Genomic DNA, 18,166 nt, shown 5'->3' on the forward strand with positions numbered 1-18,166 from the left:
GCCACATAGCACAGCATGGCGATATTGAACGCCGCCACGCCCAGGCCACGAGCCAGCGGCGCTACACCTGCCAGCCAGGAAACCAACACCCACACCTCAACGACGGCAGTCGCCCCCCAGAACCAAGGCAAGCGGACTGCCACGCCGAAGAAGCGCACCAAGCCCGCTACCAGACATAGCTTCTCCAGCACATTCAGCCCCCAGTAGACCGTGATCACCAGGCTGGCTTCGTGCTGCGGCAGCAAGAACAGGAACACCAGGCGGGCCAGGAGCGCGAACAACATACCCAGCGCCCACCAGCCCGCTCCCGGGTTGGTCCGGGGTACCCGGCTCATCCACAGAAAAAGGATGAGAAACACAAAGTAGATGGTCGAACCGGTCGCGTGAACGAGTTGATACGGCATTGAGCGTTCCCGATGGGCATACCCTCAAAGCATAGTCTGCGAGAGCAGGAGGGATGTGGCCACACGCCAGGCAACTGTAGTTGTCAAGCACCTGATCATCGATGACAGCGCCCAAGCGGGCACCGGCAACACAACCCGCTGCCGCGCAGACCAACCCGCCGATTAGCGCCCCGGCAAAAGCACCAAACGGCCCTGCGGCAAAGCCGACCGTAAGACCTGCTTCGGCACCGCCGAGTGCGCACGATGTGCCGACGACTGCACCTGCAGCCAGACCTACCGTGCCGCCCGCCCGACGGGCGTAGTCCCGGCACTGAATCCGACTTGATTGACACCGGGGACAAGCCTGTTGGTAGTCTAGGTCGGTTGGTTTAAATGACTTGTCTATCGCCATATTTACGCTCCACGTAGGGACCTGGAGTTGTTCGGCGTGAACAACCTAACGGTCTCATGAGCGTGATATGTGAGTGAGATCGTTTGGAATACGGGTTTAGCTACTCCATGTCTTTGTGGCTAAGCAAGCCCAGTCTGACTCCTATTGGGCCAGCTGGGGTGCCTATGACCGAAAGCAGTTCGAACGAGATGCGGCTCGGCATAGAGTGCCTGTGCCGATTGCATTACCGCATCTAAATGCCGAACGAGTCTTCGCGAAGCGCAAACGGATCGGAAAAAGAAGTGGGGCTAGCCAAGGCTTGCCAGTTGGCAGGGCTGACCATGCAGGGTAGTCATCACCGAGCCCTAGATGACGCACTCAATGCGGCGCGGTTGGTTGCCTTGTGGGCGCCAAGCGACGATCTGGTGAACACCTCCCCATAAACGTTCACCTTTGGGCTTCTTTGCAGACTCATGGCATCAACCCCGGCAGCGACCGGGACATCGCACTGTTCATTCTTGGGCGATTTGAGCATGGCGTTTCCCCCAATTGCACTAAATAAGGACAAGTGTCCAATTATTGAAGTTGACCCTTGTTCAACAACTTCTGGGTGGGATATATTCTTCACCGCACTCAGGCCGGATGGTCGGTGTACGACGGCAGCAGAGGAGGAACGCAGGACCCTCTGCCGTACGTAAACAACAATTAGACCATAAGTAAAATCTAACAATATGCAGGATCAGCTTTTCAGGGCCGAGGCCCTGGCGCACAGATCCGCCCTGGTCACAGGCCGGGTCATTCTCAGGCAGCCCTGGGCGCTAACCATTTTCACAATCGTCACCGCAGGCCTAGTGCTCTCGGTGATGGTATTGGCCTGTACGCAGGAATACACCCGCCGCACCAAGGTACTTGGCACCTTGGTCCCAGACAAAGGCCTGGTCAAGGTCTATCCGATGCAGCTGGGCCGCATCGTCGCTCGCCATGTCGCGGAAGGCCAGCAGGTCACTACCGGCCAGCTACTGTTCACACTTTCCACTGAGCGGCAAACCCAACATGGCGCAATATCGGCCCAGGCGGTTACTACGCTAGTCGAGCGCAAACATAGCCTGCAGCAAGATCTCGCGACGCAAGACGCCCTCTTCCAGAGTCAGCAAGCTACCTTACGGCAACGGATGGCAGATCTCCAACTGCAACTGACGCAAATACAATCTGCAATTGCCAATCAAAAACAACGAGTCACGCTGGCCGAAGCAACCTACGCTCGCTATCAAGAACTGGCTCGCAGCAATTTCGCTCCACCGCTGCAAGTGCAGCAACGCGCTGACGAATTATTAGCACAGCAAGCCACCCTATCCGGCCTGCAGCGTAATGCGCAGGAAATAAGAGGCCAGTTGGCCGTGGCTGGTACCGAGCTTGCTTCCCTACCTTTACGCCGCGCCCAGCAAAAGGCCGAAACGGATCGCGATATTGCCGCTCTGGAGCAGGAAATCCTTGAGCGGGAGGCTCAGCGCGAGGTGATAGTCACCGCACCAACCAATGGCTTCGTTACCGCCGTCCAAGGCGAGCCAGGTCAAGCCGTCACCGGTGACATGGCCCTGCTGTCCATTGTGCCGAAGGGTTCTCAATTGCAAGCCCATTTCTACGCACCATCAGGTGCCATCGGCTTCATCAGACCAGGGCAAGAGGTGCTGTTGCGCTACCAAGCATATCCCTATCAAAAATTTGGTCAGCATCCCGCGCGTATCGTTTCCGTATCCCGTAGCGCAGTCGGGCCAATTGGTAAGGACGCTGCTTACCGCATCGTCGCTAAACCGGCCTCACAGACAGTGATGGCCTATGACCGGCAGGAAGCGCTACTCCCCGATATGCAGGTAGAAGCCGATGTACTCGTAGACAAACGCAAAATTATCGACTGGTTGCTGGAGCCACTAATAGCCATCAAGCAGCGGATCTAGGCATCTCTAATTGCACTTGATTACAGACTACAAAGAAACCAAATTTCATGAAATTTCAGAAGAAGATCCTGGCTGTTCTGTTGCTGAGTTCGTTCCAAACCTTTGCGATGCCGGGTGACAACCCCAATGTCACCATCGAAAAAGACAATCAGCACTTTCGCGTTGAAGAAAACGGTGAATACACGGTAACCATAGAGTCCCAACAGAAGATCGAGAAGGAAGAGGCCCTGCAGCAATATGGCCAATACACTATCCCACTCAACAAGCAACTCAGTACTCTGGAGTCCGTTGAGGCTTACACACTTAAGGCCGACGGCCGCAAAATTCTGGTCGCTCCGGACCAGATCAAAACTCAACAAGATCGTGCATCGGCTGCAGCCCCGATGTATCTGGATAACATTAATAAGATCGTTGTTTTTTCGGATTTGAGCGTGGGGGACAGCATCTACGTCAAGTATGTCAAACGCACTAAACCCCTATTCCCAGGCTATTTTGAAGACATCACGGTACCAGACTTTCATCCATACAAAGAATCAGTCCTGACGTACGACTTGCCTTCTACGCTGCGACTAAGGGCAGATAGCCTTGCATACACGGCAGGGAACGTGAGAGAGCAGGGAGAAAGAAGAGCCTATACTTGGCGCTATGATCAAGCGCCAAAAGATCGGGTCGAGGCGATGGCTGTTGATTACCTCGATTTTGGCCATCATTTGCAGGTCAGCACATTCAAGGACTGGGCTGAGTTGGCACATGCCTACGAACAATCTGCTGCCGATACCGCCATACCCACTGAAAGCATTGCGACCCTAGCCAAACAAATCACAGCCAATGCAATAGATGATCGTGCGAAGGCGCTTTTGCTCTCGGACTGGGTTCGTCAAAATGTCCGCTATGTTGCCGTCTATCTGGGCCGTGGTGGCGTCATTCCTCACAGTGCAGACAAAGTTCTGAACAACCGCTACGGTGACTGTAAAGACCACGCCTCGCTGCTGATCGCGATGCTCGCCTCGGTTGGCATAGATAGTACTACCGCGCTCATCAATCAAGGTGGCCGTTATCGCCTTCCAGATGTGCCTGCCGTATCAGCTTTCAACCACGCCATCGTTTATGTGCCCAAGCTTGCACTCTATTTAGACCCAACAGCGACGACAGTCGCCGCAGGCTTTCTGCCCGCGGCCGAGCTCGATAAACCGACTTTGCTCACCAAGTTAGGGTCCATAGGGCACACCCCAGTTGAACAGCAGAGCGACGTGCGTACCAAGCTGACCTTTCAGATCAAAGAAGATGGCGCAGCCCATCTGAGCGGAAGTCAGCAGCTGCTGGGATGGGCCGCCGAACTCAATCGCTATGTACTAAACAATGCACAACCGGCTTGGCGCAGTACCATCGTCGGTAACCTATTGCAGCGGCAGCAATTAAAAGGAAGCGGTACGTTCTCTTTGGCCGGCAACGGTGATCGCGCAAGGCAGGATGTGACAATGGCCGCGGACATTGACAACTACCTTGCGCTACCAGGCCCTACGGGCATGCGCAGTATGTCTTCCTTAGCGAGTGGTATTGCGGATGAGGCGAGCCGCTATCTTGCAGAGGCAATACGCACCCAGCCTTACATTTGTAATCCCGTCAACGTCACTGAAGAAGCGGTATTTGTCCTTCCTGATGGAGTTAAGCCCTTGGCACTGCCGAAGTCAGTGGAGATCAATGAGTCCCTGATTGGCTACACCGCCCATTATGAACAAGTTGGCACATCGATTCGATTGCAGCGCAATCTGCAGATCAAGCCAAAAGTGAAACAAGTTTGCAGTCCAGACGATTACAAAAAAATGCAGCCCGCCCTTAATTTAATCCTAAAAGATATTAGCAGTCAGATCATTATTCAATGACGCAAGCCTTCAATTTCTCTGCGCCATGTCTCAACGTAAAACCAGGAAATCATGTGGCTACTCCGAACATAACCGAAAAGGAACAAGCAATACTGCAGCTGCTTAGCCAAGGTATGCAAGACAAAGAAATAGCACTATCCCTTGGCAAAAGCCCGCAAACGATCCGCAATCAGTTGCATACGCTTTACCTTAAGCTCGGCGCAAAAAATCGTGCGCATGCTGTTGCAATTAGTGTGGCAAGCATACTAGTACAAATCAGCCATTGAACAGGTGGAACGCAAGCAGATAGCATGCTAGGGGTTCTCAGTTGACACTTGTTATCTGTGAATAAATGTGAAGTAATTCAATACTAGAGTTAGATGAGGAATTATCATGCGTCAACTGCAATCCAATGAACTCGCAGCAATCAACGGCGGCTTAAGCATCACTGAAATTAATGGCTCCAAAGATGTGGTCACCGGTGTGTGGAATGATTTTGTGGACATCGTTAAAACTGCAGGCAATGGCTGCGCAGAGGGTACCGTAAAGGGCGGGATGGCTGGTGGCGTAATTGGCTTGGTCGGCACCTCTTGGACCGGCCCGGGTTCACTTGCAGGTACCGCTACTGGCGCTGCTGCTGGTGCTGCAGTGGGTTGTGTCGCCGGCGCGATTGCCGCAACCGGTGGAGCTCTTGCAGGTACTGCTTCGGTGGTGATTAGCAATGCCACTAGCGGTAGTGGCAGTAGCGATAACAGTGGCAGCAACAGCACCGTCGGAAAGAAGTAATTTAATCTCCGATGCGCAAGTGTGCTGTGAACGTATATTCACAGCACACTTGCACTTGGTGGGCATGTTAAAAATATGCGACTATCGTGACCAACTAACCAGAGCTATGGATGGCATCAATCCTAGCACCGGGGAGTAATCCACGCTTACTTCGGCAAGCGTAATTATTCAGACTGTGCATTGAAAATGCAGATGACTTGGAGACCTTTTAGTGAATAATAATTTATTGCAAATTATTTTTGCTGGCAATGTATTTTCATATTTATTGATATTCATAATTTGCGGGTCTGATAGCGCATTCAAAAGCTCAAGCACTGTTAGTGGCATCGCTCTGGTATTTCTGCTTAGCAATATTGTCATGCTGTATAAAACACGACAGGCTGCAAAGAAAAGCCTCGGCTAGTCCCACTGCTGAATCACGGTGTAACCCACCATATTCTTAAGCATGTAGGATGAGGGTTTTCAATTTTCACCAATCTATTTATTGTTGGCTCTGAAATTCCCCTCGCCACTTCCAGCAAAAAATTGATGATAGATTAATTTATGACCAGCGGCCTAAACTGGTGGGGAAATCGCAAGCTCCCAGTATTATTACAGACTGAGGCCGCCGAATGCGGCCTTGCTTCATTGGTCATGGTCGCCTGTTATCACGGTCATCAGACTGACCTGGCTAGTCAGCGACGCCGCTTCGCACTCTCGCTCAAAGGAGCAACGCTAGCTCAAATAATGCAGTTTGCTAGCCAATTGCACTTGGCTGGTCGTCCTCTGCGGTTAGAGCTAGAGGAATTGTCACAACTGCAGACTCCCTGCATCTTGCACTGGGACATGAACCACTTCGTAGTCTTAAAGAAAGCAGGCCCCCGCTGGGTAGAAATCCACGACCCAGCCTTTGGAGTGCGAAAACTACCCTACGGCGAGGTTAGCAAGCATTTTACCGGCATCGCGCTGGAACTCGCGCCGACGCCGCAATTCGAGAAAAAGCAAGAGATACAGGCTGTCAGCCTGCGACAACTGGTTGGCCAAGTAGTGGGCATGAAGCGCGCCGTTGCCCAGGTATTGGTACTCTCGCTGGCACTGGAACTCCTGGCTGTGCTGTCACCCTTTTTCCAGCAATTCGTTATCGATAGTGTCATCGTCAGCCAGGACCGCAATCTGTTGCAGGTACTGGCCATAGGTTTCTTGCTACTCCTGCTAGTACAGATGACGATCACTACATTCCGGCAATGGGTAGTGATCTACTTCTCCACCACCCTAAAGCTGCAATGGATCGCAGCACTCTTCAGTCGACTGACCCGACTACCCATGAACTATTTCGAGACCCGCCATATGGGCGACGTGGTCTCACGCTTCAGCTCCATCAATTCCATCCAGGGCGTATTGACCACTACCGCGTTGAGCGCGGTGCTCGATGGTGTTATGGCGGTGTTTGCACTAGGCATGATGCTGCTGTATTCGGCCAAGCTGGCAACGCTGACACTGGGAGCGCTCGGTCTGTACATCTTGGTTCGTTGGGTCTCGTACGGGCCGTTTAAAACTGCTAGCGAAGAGCAGATCGTCCATTCGGCCAAAGAGCAAAGCCATTTTCTGGAATCCATACGTGGTGTCCAGACCATAAAGCTTTTCAATCGCGAAGACGACCGACGCTCACAATGGCTCAATCTGGTGGTCAACAGCACAAACCGGGGGCTTACCACCCAGCGCATGAGCGTGATATTCAGTACGGCGAATGGGCTGATCTTCGGTATAGAAGCCATCTTGGTCACCTACTTCGGTGCCATCCTGGTCATGGACAACCAATTCAGCATTGGCATGATGTTTGCATACGGCGCCTACAAGCTACAGTTTAGCGGCCGGGTGGGTAACCTGGTTGATCTGTTCTTCCAAATCCGCATGCTGCAGTTACATAGTGAGCGATTAGCTGACATTGTCTTAACCGAACCCGAGCCATATCTAGATATTGATCACAGTGCAGGTGTCGTGCAGCCGAGGTTGGAGTTGCGCAATGTGCGTTTCCGTTATGCCGATACTGAACCCTGGGTACTAGATGGGATCAACTTGGTCATCGGTGAGGGCGAGTCCGTGGTTATCGTTGGGCCGTCCGGTTGTGGTAAGACGACCTTGCTCAAGCTGTTGCTGGGGTTGGTGCAGCCCAGTGAAGGCGAGATACTGGTGGGGGGAGTACCGCTGCGCGGCCTGGGGCTGCGCCACTATCGCAATATGATCGCTGCCGTCATGCAGGACGATCAATTGTTCGCAGGCTCCATCGCTGACAACATTACTTTCTTTGCAGATACGCCCGACCGAAGCCGTATCGAAGCCGCCGTTAGGCTAGCAGCCGTACACGATGAAATCATGGCCATGCCCATGACTTACCAAACCCTGATCGGTGATATGGGTACTGCACTCTCGGGTGGGCAGAAGCAACGGCTGCTGCTGGCACGCGCACTGTACAAGCGACCTCGCATTTTGTTCTTGGACGAAGCCACCAGCCATCTTGACGTCGCCAGCGAACGACGGGTCAATGAGGCGGTCAAGCGCCTGAATCTAACTCGGGTAGTTATTGCTCACCGTCCCGAAACCATAGCTATGTCTGATCGGGTCGTGCGCCTCGACAAGGGGCGCGTCGCTCAGGATTTCAAGCAGGTACCTAAGGCCGAGGCGAGTCCTGGAAAGGTGCCACATCTAGCATGATGAAGATACCTGTATATCTTCTGACAGGGCTAGCAGTAGCGCCTCTTCGTCGAGCTCGATACCCAACTCAGCCAGAAGATTGATCTTGGCAGTGGCAGGCAACGCTCGGCTCCCCTGTCGTATCTGGGCAAGTGCGGGCGCGATGATCTCCAAAAGCTTCGCTAGCTCAGGTGCCTACATTAACGAGGGCAATGATGACTCAAAAGAACAAAAACCAAGCTGGCACGCCAGAAGACATCGCGGATGATTTCTTTGACGCAAACGATTTCTTCGATGAGCAGGAAGAGCCTGCGCGTGAAGATGTGTCTGACTACGGTCTTGAGCCGGGTACCAAACTCGACGCCGAGGCGATGCAAGTATCGTTGAAGAAATCCACCTATGGCGGCGAGGACTGCGTCGAGGTTTATGCCCACGGCAAGGCCAATCCTGAAGACGGGACGGAGAAGACCCTGCAGACGGTGCTGCTCGCCCGCGTTACCGAGCATGCGCTCACTATGTTTCCGTTGGTTTCGGCCTCATATCGCCGCACGTTCCTTACGCCGAAATATGACGAGCTGGCCACGATCACAGTTCTGGCCGACGAGGAAGAGCCTTGGTGGCTGCCTGAAGACATCGAAGAGTTCGACGCGATGCTCGAAAGCCTGCCCGCTGGCTTTGGCCGCCACGCCAAGTATGGGCTTGGCTTCAAATGGGAATATCGGCTGATTCCGCATGCAATCCTTGAAATGATAGGCGTCACCGAATTGGTGATCGAGCCGGGCAATGGCGCGTCAGCAGAGCTGCCCAAGTTCAAACTCGGCATTGATCGATTCTCGGCAATCAAGAGGTCCATCGACTCGATCACTACCCGAGCGCGCATGCGGTCGCTGCGCGAACGCCAGTTGCTCGCCTTCAATGAGTTGTTGCATGTTGCCGACCCGGTCCAGTTCGAGCGGCGATTCCCCAAGGTGAAGCCTGGCGAAATCTACGAGCTGGTTAAGCTAGGGGGGCGCGCGCAAAACCGTAGCGCCGATGATCGCCTCGCGGCAGCCACGGTCATCCGCAACGACGCCGGGAAGATTGCCGCAGAGCAGCCCACGCAGTTGGTAGAGCTCAAGTCGGTCATTGAGCAGGTTACATTGAGGGAGCTCATAGCCAAAATCGAAAGCATGCTTGGCAAGAATCTGCCCGAGCCCAAGTGGCAAGCATTCTTCAAGGCCAATCCCTTCGTTCTAGGCTTGGCGTTTCCCCATCCGGTAATCATGATTCAAGACCAGGCGCACGTCGGCGGGACGATGCTGCGCGGCGCTGGCGAAAGCATCGTGGACTTCTTGTTCGCACAGCGTTTCACTGGAAGCCTCGCCCTCATCGAGATCAAGCGCCCATCGACCAAGCTGATTGAGGCCAAGACGTTCCGTGGCGACCTGCACGCGCCACACAAGGACCTGACCAGCGCGATGGCGCAGGTGCTTGACCAGCGCTTCCAGCTCTTGAACAACTTCGCAGCCAAATCTCACGACCCAGCACTCAAAGACACGCATGTCTCTGCGGTCCACTGCATCGTAATCGCAGGAACGGCGCCGGACACCCTCCAGGGAAAGCGCTCGCTGGACCTGTTCCGCCACTCGTCACGGGACGCGGTAGTGGTCACGTTCGACGAGTTGCTTGAAAAGTTGCGCGAGATTCTGCGGCTGATGACCGCAGGAACTCCTGCTCCACCAGAAGAAAACAGCGCACTCTTTTGACCCATTCGATGAGTGCGGGCGCAGGCAGTGATTGACCACCGTTCCAGCGGACTCTGACCGACGTACTGGTGACGGTTGACCACCGAGAAGTTGGAATAGCATTGCGTCGTCTACCACGTTGGGGTAAGGGTCGTCAGCGAGCACTACGCGATGCTGGATGGCGGCACGGGGGCAGCCTAGTGCCCATGAGACCGCTGATCGAGCAGAGACCAGGGCAGCAAGGCGCGTGTAGCCCTTGGCATCGTGAGCACCGCGACACGCTACGGAAACAGCAAACCGTCACATCACCACTCAATCAGACGGCGGTCAGGCTTAGGTGACCATTCCAGACTCGCGCATCTTCGCCATAGTGAACTCAACAAAGGCGTGAACCGCCCGGGGCAACTGCCGCCGGCTCTGATAGACAAGATGAACGTCCACGCCCATAACACTGAATTGTGGCAACACCGGCACCAGTGCTCCTGAGCGAATGTGGGGCGCGGTCACAACGTCTGGCAGCAGCGCGATACCCAAGCCCGCCAATGCGGCCTGCAGCATTGCGTGCACCGAGTTGGCTTGAAAGCGTCCTGACACGGACGTCTCGACGGTACCGTCCGGACCATCGAGACGCCAGGGAGTATGCCCGGAAGCCATTGGTGGCGTGATGCAATCGAGGGCAGACAACTCCTGTGGCGACAGGGGGTTCGGGATATACCCCCAAGGAGAGCAATTTCTCCTTGCCAGCGATGCGGTACTTGAGCCGCCAGTAACGTGAGTTATTGGGGTTGATGAGAAGGAATAAGCCTTGGCCGTCAGCGAGTTTGGTAGGTTTTTCGCCAGCAGCGGTTGCCTTGATTTGTCTGTCTGATAGTGCCATTTGGGGGTATCTCCAAAATCGAATCGAGACTTACCCCTAAAGCTACCCCCACCCATCGTCGGATTCAATCGGATTCCGTCGGACGGCATAGGAAACAAAAAACCCGCATCGCTAGCAACGATGCGGGCTTTTCGGAAGTCTTCGGAAGACCTAGGACTTGTAATTGGTGCCCGGGGTCGGACTCGAACCGACACGCCTCGCGGCGGGGGATTTTGAGTCCCCTGCGTCTACCATTTCACCACCCGGGCGGGAGGAGGCGCGGATTATGCCCAGCCGCGGCCTGCCGGTCAATTGCCTTTCAGCTGCAGGGCACGCTCGTACAGCGCATTGCGGTTGCCGCCGGTGATCTCGGCGGCCAGCTTCACCGCCTGCTTGACCGGCAGCTCGCGCACCAGCGGTGCCAGTACAGCGTCGAAGTCGGCAGCGGCGTCCTTCTCCTTGGCGGGTGCGGCTTCCACCAGCACCACCAGCTCACCGCGCTGCTGGTTGGCATCGGCCGCCACCCAGGGGGCCAGCTCGGCCAAGGGCGCGCGGCGTATGGTCTCGAAGGTCTTGGTCAGCTCGCGGCAGACCACCGCCACACGCTCGCCGCCAAACACCTCGGCCATGTCGGCCAGGCTCTCGGCAATGCGGTGCGGGGCTTCAAAAAAGGCGACGGTATGCGGCAGGTCCTTGAGCGCCTCGAATTCCTTGCGGCGCGCGGTGGACTTGGGCTCGGGGAAGCCGTGGAACTGAAAACGCGGCGAGTGCATGCCGGCGCCGGCCAGCGCAGTCAACAGGGCCGATGCACCGGGGACGGGGATGACCTTGTAGCCGGCGGCGTGGACCGCTTCTACCAGCCGGGCGCCGGGGTCGCTGACAGCCGGCGTGCCGGCATCCGATACCTGGGCCACAGCCTCGCCGGCTGCCAGGCGCTCGATCAGCTTGGCGGCCGCTTCGCGCTCGTTATGCTCGCGCAGCGAGATCATGCGGGTGTCGATACGGCAGTGCTTGAGCAACTGGCCGGTCACGCGCGTGTCCTCGGCGGCGATCAGATCAACCGCCGCCAGCACCGCCTGGGCGCGCGGGGTCAGATCACGCAAGTTCCCGATGGGCGTAGCCACCACATATAATGCCGGACGATCAATCGGATACGGCTCGTCATGCACGGTAAAGCACCCTTTCCTTGGTTGCCGCTCTTCGCGGCGGCGCTACTCTACCTTGGCCTCTCCCTGCCAGCCAGTGCCGAGGACCCGGCCGCCCCGGTAGAGGAGTCTGATGGCCCCCATATTGCGCTGATCCTGCCTACCAAGTCCAAGGGCCTGGCCGGTGCGGCCGAAGTAGTGCGCCAGGGCGCCCTGGCCGCCGAGGAAAAGCTGGGCGACGACCGTACCCCCAAGCTCCGGCTTTACGCGACCGGCGACCGTGACGAGGAGGCCCTGTTGGCCTACCGCGAGGCGGCCGCCCACGGCGCCGTCGGCGTGATCGGCCCGCTCACCCGCGGCGCCATCGCCAAGCTGGCCGCCTATGGCAAGCTCGAAATCCCGGTCCTGGCCCTGAACAGCCTGGACGAACAAAAAGTACCCGACAACCTCTATGGCCTGGGCCTCTCGATCGAGACCGAGGCGCGCCAGGTGGCCCAGCTCATGCAGCGCGAGGGCCGCAAACAGCCGGTGGTCATCGAGGCTGAAGGCACCCTGCCCCGCCGCATGCGCGAAGCCTTTGCCAGCGAGTGGAAGCGCGTGACCGGCTCTGCGCCGGCAGTGATCGTGCTCGCCAATGAAAAAGACGCCGTCTGGAAGCTCAAGGACAGCGTGGCCGCCCTCAATGCCGACGCGCTCTTCCTGGCCACCGACCTCAAGCGCGCCCGCCTGATGCGCCCCTACATTGGTAGCGAGCGCCCCATCTACGCCACCTCGCAGGTCTGGGGCGGCAAGTTCGGCAAGGTGGCCGGCGCCAATATCGATCTTTTGGGCGTGAAGTTCGTCGACATGCCCTGGCTGCTGGAACCCTACCAGGCCGACGTGATTGGCTTCCGCCGCACCGAGCGCCCGCTGGGCCCGGATCTGGAGCGCCTCTATGGCCTGGGTATCGACGCCTACCGCCTGAGCCTGCTGCTGATGGTCTCCGCACCCGGTGCGGCCATCGAGATGCAGGGGGTGACCGGTACGCTCAAATTGTCCGAAACGCGCGCCTTCAGCCGTGAGCTGATCAGCGGCGAGGTGGGCGGCCAACCGCGCACCCCGGCGCCCAAGCCTGAGCCAGTTGCACCGGCGGCCCCTGTAGCACCCGCGACCCCGGCCGAGCCCGTACCTGCTGCGCCTGCACCGCAACCGGCGGCCGAGCCGGCCCCCACGACCAACTGATGTCCATAGCCAAGGGCGCCGCGGCCGAACAAACCGCGGCCGACTTCCTGGTCGCCCAGCGGCTGAAGATCGTGGCGCGCAACTGGCGCTGCCGCCTGGGTGAGATCGATTTAATTGCCGACGACCGGGGCACCCTGGTTTTTGTGGAAGTCCGCAAACGCAGCGACCCGCGCTTTGGCGATGCCGCCGCCAGCATTACGCCGGCCAAGCAGGCCAAGCTGATCGCTACCGCCCAGCTCTACCTCAGTACCTTGCCGCGGGTGCCACCCTGCCGCTTCGACGCTGTCTTGATCGACGGCAACGGCGCGCCCCGCTGGCTCAAGCACATCATTGAACAATAGCAACAGAGAGTATTACGCCTCATGGACCTGATCGACCGCGTCAACCAGCACTTCCTCGACAGCATGGCCGCCATGGAGGAGGCACGCGAACTGCTCGCCGCCCCCACCGCGGTAGTGGCTGAATGCATGGTTGCCGCCCTGATGGCCGACTGCAAGATCCTGGCCTGCGGCAACGGTGGCTCGGCGGCCGACGCCCAACACTTCGCCGCCGAGATGGTGGGCCGCTTTGAAAAAGAGCGTCCGGGCCTCGCCGCCTTCTCGCTGACCACCGATACCTCGGCCATCACCGCCATCGCCAACGACTACGACTACGACCTGGTGTTCTCCAAGCAGGTACGCGCGCTCGGCCAGCCCGGCGATGTGCTCTTGGCCATCTCCACCTCGGGCAACTCGGTCAACGTGATCGAGGCCATCCACGCCGCGCACGAGCGGCAGATGACCGTGGTCGCCCTCACCGGCAAGGACGGCGGCAAGATCACCGAGCTCATGGTGGGCGACGATATCCAGCTCAACGTGCCCGCCGGCCGTACAGCCCGCATTCAGGAAGTACATGCTCTACTGATCCACAGCATCTGCGACGCGATCGACTGCATCTTGCTAGACGGAGAATAAAACCATGCTCAAACGTTACAGCGCCCTGCTGCTCGGCCTTGTTGCCGCCACCCAGCTGACCGCCTGCTTCCCGCTGGTGGTCGCCGGCACCACCACCGGTGTGGTGGTCGCCCAGGACCGCCGCGCCAGCGCGGTCATCCTCAACGACAAACAGATCGAAAAACGCGTTGGCGACCGTATCTCCGACAAGTTCGGCGACCTGACCCACGTCAACATCACCAGCTACAACAAAGTGGTGCTCTTGACCGGTGAAGTACCGGACGAAGCCACTCGCGCCGAGGCCGGCCGCATGGCCCAGGAAACCACCGACGTGCGCCAGGTACACAACGAGCTGATCGTGCAACTGCCCACCAGCGTGGGCTCGCGTGCCAACGACGCCGGCATCACCACCAAGGTCAAGGCCCGCATGGTGGACGCCAACCGCTTCTCCCCCCTGCACGTGAAGGTGGTCACCGAACGCAAGCAGGTCTATCTGCTGGGCCTCGTCAAGCAGCAGGAAGCCAAGGACGCTGCCGAGATCACCAGCCAGACTTCCGGCGTGGAAAAGGTCGTGACCCTGTTCGAGTACTTGGATTAAGCGCCACCAAGCATTCCCGCACCATGCAAAAGCCCGCCTTCTGGCGGGCTTTTGCTTTGCCGGATCAGTTCACGCCGCAACTACTGGGCCGCAATACGGGTAATGGCGCTACGGGTCAGCACATACAGCGCCCCATCCTGGCCGACCAGCATATCCACCGGGTTGCCGCTGAGGCGGGCAAAACTGTAGACCGCATTGTCGTTGGCCAGATCCAGACGGGCCACATAGCTGCTCACATAGTCGGCAAAATAGTAATTGCCCCGGTAGCTGGCCGGGTAAGGACCGGTAGTCGGGTAGAAGCTGCCACCGGCGATGGCAAAGCCGGTCAAAAAGCCGCCTGGCCCGGAGCCGGCCGGTGAGGCGGCGCTGTGCTTGTAGGCAAAGAGCGGTGCGGTCATGCCGGCCATGATGCCGTCCGGCCCTTCCGAGCTGGGCCAGCCGTAGTTGGCGCCCGCCAGGCCCACATTGATCTCCTCCCAGGTGTTCTGCCCCACATCGTTGATATGCAACCGGCCGCTGCCAGGCTGGAAGGCGAAGGTATAGGGGTTGCGCAGGCCATAGGCCCATACCGCGCGGGCAAGGCCGGTCTGGCTGCCATAGAAGGGGTTGTCGGCCGGAATGCTGCCGTCGTCGTTGAAGCGCAAGAGCTTGCCAAATACGCTGCCCAGGTTGGGGGACTGCGCACCGTTGGCGTTGTCCCCCACCCCTACATAGAGTTTGCCGTCATTGCCAAAATGCAGCGCCCCGCCGTTATGGTTGGACGCGCTGGAGAGCGCGGGCAGGTTGATGGGCAGGTTGGCCGTGGCCTCCTCTCCAGCCGAGACGTCGCCATTGGCCTTGAGCCGGCTGATACGGTTATGGGTACCCGCTGCATCGGTGGTGTAGTAGACGTAAACCCAGCCATTGGCGGTGAAATCCGGGTGCAGCACCACCCCGAGCAAGCCACGCTCGCCGGCCGAATTGACGCTGAAGGTGGCAAAAGGCGTAGCCAGCAGTTGGCCATTCTTGACGACGCGTAGCGCACCGTCCTGCTGCGCCACAAACAGCCGCCCATCCGGCGCCTGGGCCATGGCCGTGGCATTGCTGAGTCCACTCAGCCAGGCCTCGTTCTTGGCAAAGCCCCGGTCCACATCGGCACCGCCGCCAAAACGCACCAAGGCAGTCGCCCAGGTGGAGCGGTTACCCGCTGCATCGCGAGCGCGGGCGCGCAACAGATGCTGGCCGGCCACGTAGCTTCCCGTCTCCAGGCTGGCCCGGTAAGGCGCGCTGCTGGCCTCGCTCAAGGCGGCGCCGTCCAGTTGGAACTCCACCGCGGCCACACCCACGTTGTCGCTGGCGGTCGCGGCCAGGGTCAGCGTACCGCTCAGGGCATCGGCATAGTTGGCCGGCGCCGTCAGCGCCACCGTGGGTGGCTGGTTGTCGGGTTGTGGGCCAGGGCCGGGACCTGCACTACCGCCATCCCCACCGCCACCACAGCTTGTCAGCACCAGAGCCCCACCCAGCACACCCGCTTGCAGCCATTTCATCGCATCCTCCCGGCTTTGTGGCCGCTGCCGCGCTCAATGAGCGTAGTGGATGGCGCGGTTGCGGCCTTGCTGTTTGGCGCGGTAGAGCGCCTGGTCAGCTTGCTCCAGCAAGCCATGTGCCTGCCGTTCCGGCGTATTGGTGGCAATGCCGATGCTGACGGTCACCGGTCGGTGCTTCCAGGCCGCCCGCTCAATGGCCATCCGCAACCGTTCGGCCATGTCCAGCGCACTCTGCCCGTCGGTGGTGGGCAGGATCACGCCAAACTCCTCACCCCCATAGCGCGCCACAAAGTCATAGCCACGCGCGGTTTCCCTGAGCAGTCCCGCTACCGCACGCAGGGCCTCGTCGCCCGCCAGGTGGCCGTAACTGTCGTTGTAGGTCTTGAACAGATCCACATCGATCTGCAGATAGGAAAGCGGGGTATGCATGCGCTCGGCCCGCAGATATTCCTCGTGCAGGCGCAGGTCCAACGCCCGCCGGTTGTAGATGCCGGTCAGACCGTCGAGATTGCTGAGTTTGTCGAGCTCCACCACGTGGCGCCGCAGTTCCAACTGGGCCATGACCTGCCGCGACAAGGCCTGCAGCGCCATGCGCTCTTCATCGGCCATCTGCCGTGGCACCAGATCGATCACGCAGATGGTGCCCAGCGCCTCGCCATCGCCGGTCACCAGCGGTGCGCCAGCATAGAAGCGTGCGTGCGGGTCGGTCGTGACCAGCGGATTATCTTCAAACCGCCGGTCATAGCTGGCGTCGTTGACCACCATGACCTCACCGGGAGAGAGGATGGCGTGGGCACAAAACGCTATGTCGCGCGACATCTCGGCCGCCGCCAGCCCCATCTTGGACTTGAACCACTGCCGCTGGGCATCCACCAGAGATATAGCGGCAATGGGTGCGTGACAGATACAGGACGCCAGATAGGTGATGTCGTCGTAAGCCTGCTCCTCGATGGTATCGAGGATGGCATAGCGCTCAAGCGCCGATAGGCGCGCCGCCTCGTTGGCGGGCAAGGGAGCTGCCTGCATGGGGGTTCCTCCAGCTAAGTTAGGCGGTCGGAGGCTGTTGGAAGGCCGCCACCTTGCCGCTGACTGTAGTCTAGACGGTATCCCGCGCACGTCAGCCCAGAGGACAGGCCCCCTCGGTCGGTACCTTGTGACAGATCCGAAGAATCAATATCGAGACCAATTCGGAGCACCATCGCGCATAGCGGTCCCCCGCCGGCGGGGGCTGCCAGCGTTCCAGGCGCTTATGCGCCTGGAACCTGCGGAGGAGCAGAGATCCAATCGGGAGGTAGCCGCAGCCGGGGCTTGGCCGAACGATAAGCCCCCGGGCCGAGCGAAGTCCTTGCCACCGTCAGGTGGCTTACTGCTTCATCCCCCAGCGGGTATAGCCCGGATGCCTCGGCTGTATTCTCGCCCCGTGCGCGCTTAGACCTCGCCGGCGGCGATCTGCCGAAGTGCCTGCTCGAACACCTCGGCCGGCTGCCCACCCTGGATCAGGTGGCGATCATTGACGATGACCGCCGGCACGGCACGCACACCGCTCTGCAGATAACGCTGCTGCATGGCCCGGACATCGGCCGCATAGCGGTCGCTCGCCAGCACCTCGGCCGCCTCGTCGGCGTCCAGCCCCACCTCGCCAGCCAGTCGCACCAGCAAGGCATGCTGGCTGGGGTTCTCGCCGTCGGTGAAGTAGGCGGCGAACAAGGCCTGCTTCAGGGCCAGCTGGCGGCCTTTGAGACCCGCCCAGTGCAGCAGCCGGTGGGCGTCGAAGGTGTTATAGATGCGTGCACGCTTGTCCATATTGAACGCAAAGCCCACCGCCTCGCCACGGGCGCGGATGGCCTCGCCATTCTGCTTGATCTGCTCGGCGCTGATGCCGTACTTCTCGGAGAGGTGCTCGACCACATCCTGGCCCTCGGCGCCCATGTCCGGGTTCAGTTCGAAGGGCTGGAAGTGCATGTCCAGCTTTACCTCGTCACCCAGCCGAGCCGCCGCCTGCTGCAAGGCACCCAGGCCGATGGCGCACCAGGGGCAGGAAACGTCGGAAACGAAATCGATCTTGAGCTGGGTGGGCATGGCTTGCTTTCTATGGCTTGGCGGGGACCACCACGGTC

The 18,166-nt window shown here is 58.8% G+C and carries 16 protein-coding genes, 1 tRNA gene and 1 pseudogene; 10 read left to right on the top strand and 8 right to left on the bottom strand.

The window, feature by feature from the left end:
* On the bottom strand, positions 1 to 404 hold a 404-nt coding region (locus VIM95_RS03720), incomplete at its 3' end, for a hypothetical protein (RefSeq protein ID WP_331983150.1).
* A gap of 1,101 nt (positions 405 to 1,505) precedes the next feature.
* Here VIM95_RS03720 and VIM95_RS03725 point away from each other — a divergent pair.
* From VIM95_RS03725 to VIM95_RS03750, 6 genes are all read left to right on the top strand, one after another.
* Positions 1,506 to 2,729: an HlyD family secretion protein gene (locus VIM95_RS03725; protein WP_331983152.1), complete on the top strand. Its 1,224-nt coding sequence runs from the start codon at positions 1,506 to 1,508 to the stop codon at positions 2,727 to 2,729.
* Positions 2,730 to 2,776: 47 nt separating this feature from the next.
* Positions 2,777 to 4,612 carry a DUF3857 domain-containing transglutaminase family protein gene (locus VIM95_RS03730; protein WP_331983154.1) on the top strand — a complete coding sequence of 612 codons (1,836 nt, stop codon included), beginning with the start codon at positions 2,777 to 2,779 and terminating at the stop codon, positions 4,610 to 4,612.
* A complete protein-coding gene (locus VIM95_RS03735) occupies positions 4,609 to 4,878 on the top strand; it encodes a helix-turn-helix transcriptional regulator (RefSeq protein ID WP_331983156.1) in 270 nt (89 codons plus the stop codon). Before VIM95_RS03730 ends, VIM95_RS03735 begins: the two co-directional genes overlap by 4 nt.
* A 106-nt stretch (positions 4,879 to 4,984) precedes the next feature.
* Positions 4,985 to 5,377: a hypothetical protein gene (locus VIM95_RS03740; RefSeq protein WP_331983158.1), complete on the top strand. Its 393-nt coding sequence runs from the start codon at positions 4,985 to 4,987 to the stop codon at positions 5,375 to 5,377.
* A gap of 543 nt (positions 5,378 to 5,920) precedes the next feature.
* On the top strand, positions 5,921 to 8,068 hold the full coding sequence (locus VIM95_RS03745) for a peptidase domain-containing ABC transporter (protein WP_331983160.1): 2,148 nt from the start codon (positions 5,921 to 5,923) through the stop codon (positions 8,066 to 8,068).
* Between the two features lie 191 nt (positions 8,069 to 8,259).
* On the top strand, positions 8,260 to 9,792 hold the full coding sequence (locus tag VIM95_RS03750; protein WP_331983162.1) for a Shedu immune nuclease family protein: 1,533 nt from the start codon (positions 8,260 to 8,262) through the stop codon (positions 9,790 to 9,792).
* Positions 9,793 to 10,104: 312 nt separating this feature from the next.
* Here VIM95_RS03750 and VIM95_RS03755 read toward each other — a convergent pair whose 3' ends face one another.
* From VIM95_RS03755 to rsmI, 4 genes and pseudogenes are all read right to left on the bottom strand, one after another.
* Positions 10,105 to 10,551: a substrate binding domain-containing protein gene (locus VIM95_RS03755; RefSeq protein ID WP_414648467.1), complete on the bottom strand. Its 447-nt coding sequence runs from the start codon at positions 10,549 to 10,551 to the stop codon at positions 10,105 to 10,107.
* A pseudogene (locus VIM95_RS03760) lies at positions 10,487 to 10,648 on the bottom strand (Arm DNA-binding domain-containing protein); the annotation flags it as partial. The gene VIM95_RS03755 and the pseudogene VIM95_RS03760, both read right to left, overlap by 65 nt.
* Positions 10,649 to 10,812: 164 nt before the next feature.
* Positions 10,813 to 10,896 (bottom strand) — tRNA-Leu (locus VIM95_RS03765).
* A 39-nt stretch (positions 10,897 to 10,935) separates the two neighbouring features.
* Positions 10,936 to 11,796 (bottom strand): 16S rRNA (cytidine(1402)-2'-O)-methyltransferase, encoded by an 861-nt coding sequence (rsmI, locus tag VIM95_RS03770; protein WP_331983166.1) that lies wholly within the window; start codon positions 11,794 to 11,796, stop codon positions 10,936 to 10,938.
* Between rsmI and VIM95_RS03775 the strand changes: the two genes are divergently transcribed.
* The 4 genes from VIM95_RS03775 to VIM95_RS03790 are packed head-to-tail and all read left to right on the top strand — an operon-like array spanning position 11,791 to position 14,523.
* Positions 11,791 to 12,993: a penicillin-binding protein activator gene (locus tag VIM95_RS03775; protein WP_331983168.1), complete on the top strand. Its 1,203-nt coding sequence runs from the start codon at positions 11,791 to 11,793 to the stop codon at positions 12,991 to 12,993. The genes rsmI and VIM95_RS03775 overlap by 6 nt on opposite strands.
* Positions 12,993 to 13,334: a YraN family protein gene (locus VIM95_RS03780; protein ID WP_331983170.1), complete on the top strand. Its 342-nt coding sequence runs from the start codon at positions 12,993 to 12,995 to the stop codon at positions 13,332 to 13,334. Before VIM95_RS03775 ends, VIM95_RS03780 begins: the two co-directional genes overlap by 1 nt.
* Before the next feature lie 21 nt (positions 13,335 to 13,355).
* Positions 13,356 to 13,946: a phosphoheptose isomerase gene (locus VIM95_RS03785; RefSeq protein ID WP_331983172.1), complete on the top strand. Its 591-nt coding sequence runs from the start codon at positions 13,356 to 13,358 to the stop codon at positions 13,944 to 13,946.
* Between the two features lie 4 nt (positions 13,947 to 13,950).
* Positions 13,951 to 14,523, top strand: coding sequence for a BON domain-containing protein (locus tag VIM95_RS03790; RefSeq protein ID WP_331983174.1), 573 nt, complete (start codon positions 13,951 to 13,953; stop codon positions 14,521 to 14,523).
* An 80-nt stretch (positions 14,524 to 14,603) separates the two neighbouring features.
* Here VIM95_RS03790 and VIM95_RS03795 read toward each other — a convergent pair whose 3' ends face one another.
* The 3 genes from VIM95_RS03795 to VIM95_RS03805 all read right to left on the bottom strand — a co-directional run.
* Positions 14,604 to 16,049, bottom strand: a complete 1,446-nt coding sequence (locus tag VIM95_RS03795) for a PQQ-dependent sugar dehydrogenase (protein WP_331983176.1) — start codon at positions 16,047 to 16,049, stop codon at positions 14,604 to 14,606.
* A gap of 33 nt (positions 16,050 to 16,082) precedes the next feature.
* On the bottom strand, positions 16,083 to 17,075 hold the full coding sequence (locus tag VIM95_RS03800; protein ID WP_331983178.1) for a sensor domain-containing diguanylate cyclase: 993 nt from the start codon (positions 17,073 to 17,075) through the stop codon (positions 16,083 to 16,085).
* A gap of 402 nt (positions 17,076 to 17,477) precedes the next feature.
* Positions 17,478 to 18,166 (bottom strand): DsbA family oxidoreductase (locus VIM95_RS03805; protein WP_331983180.1); only part of this gene is annotated, 689 nt, incomplete at its 5' end.

Source organism: Chitinimonas sp. (assembly GCF_036568685.1).
Lineage (GTDB): Bacteria > Pseudomonadota > Gammaproteobacteria > Burkholderiales > Chitinimonadaceae > Chitinimonas.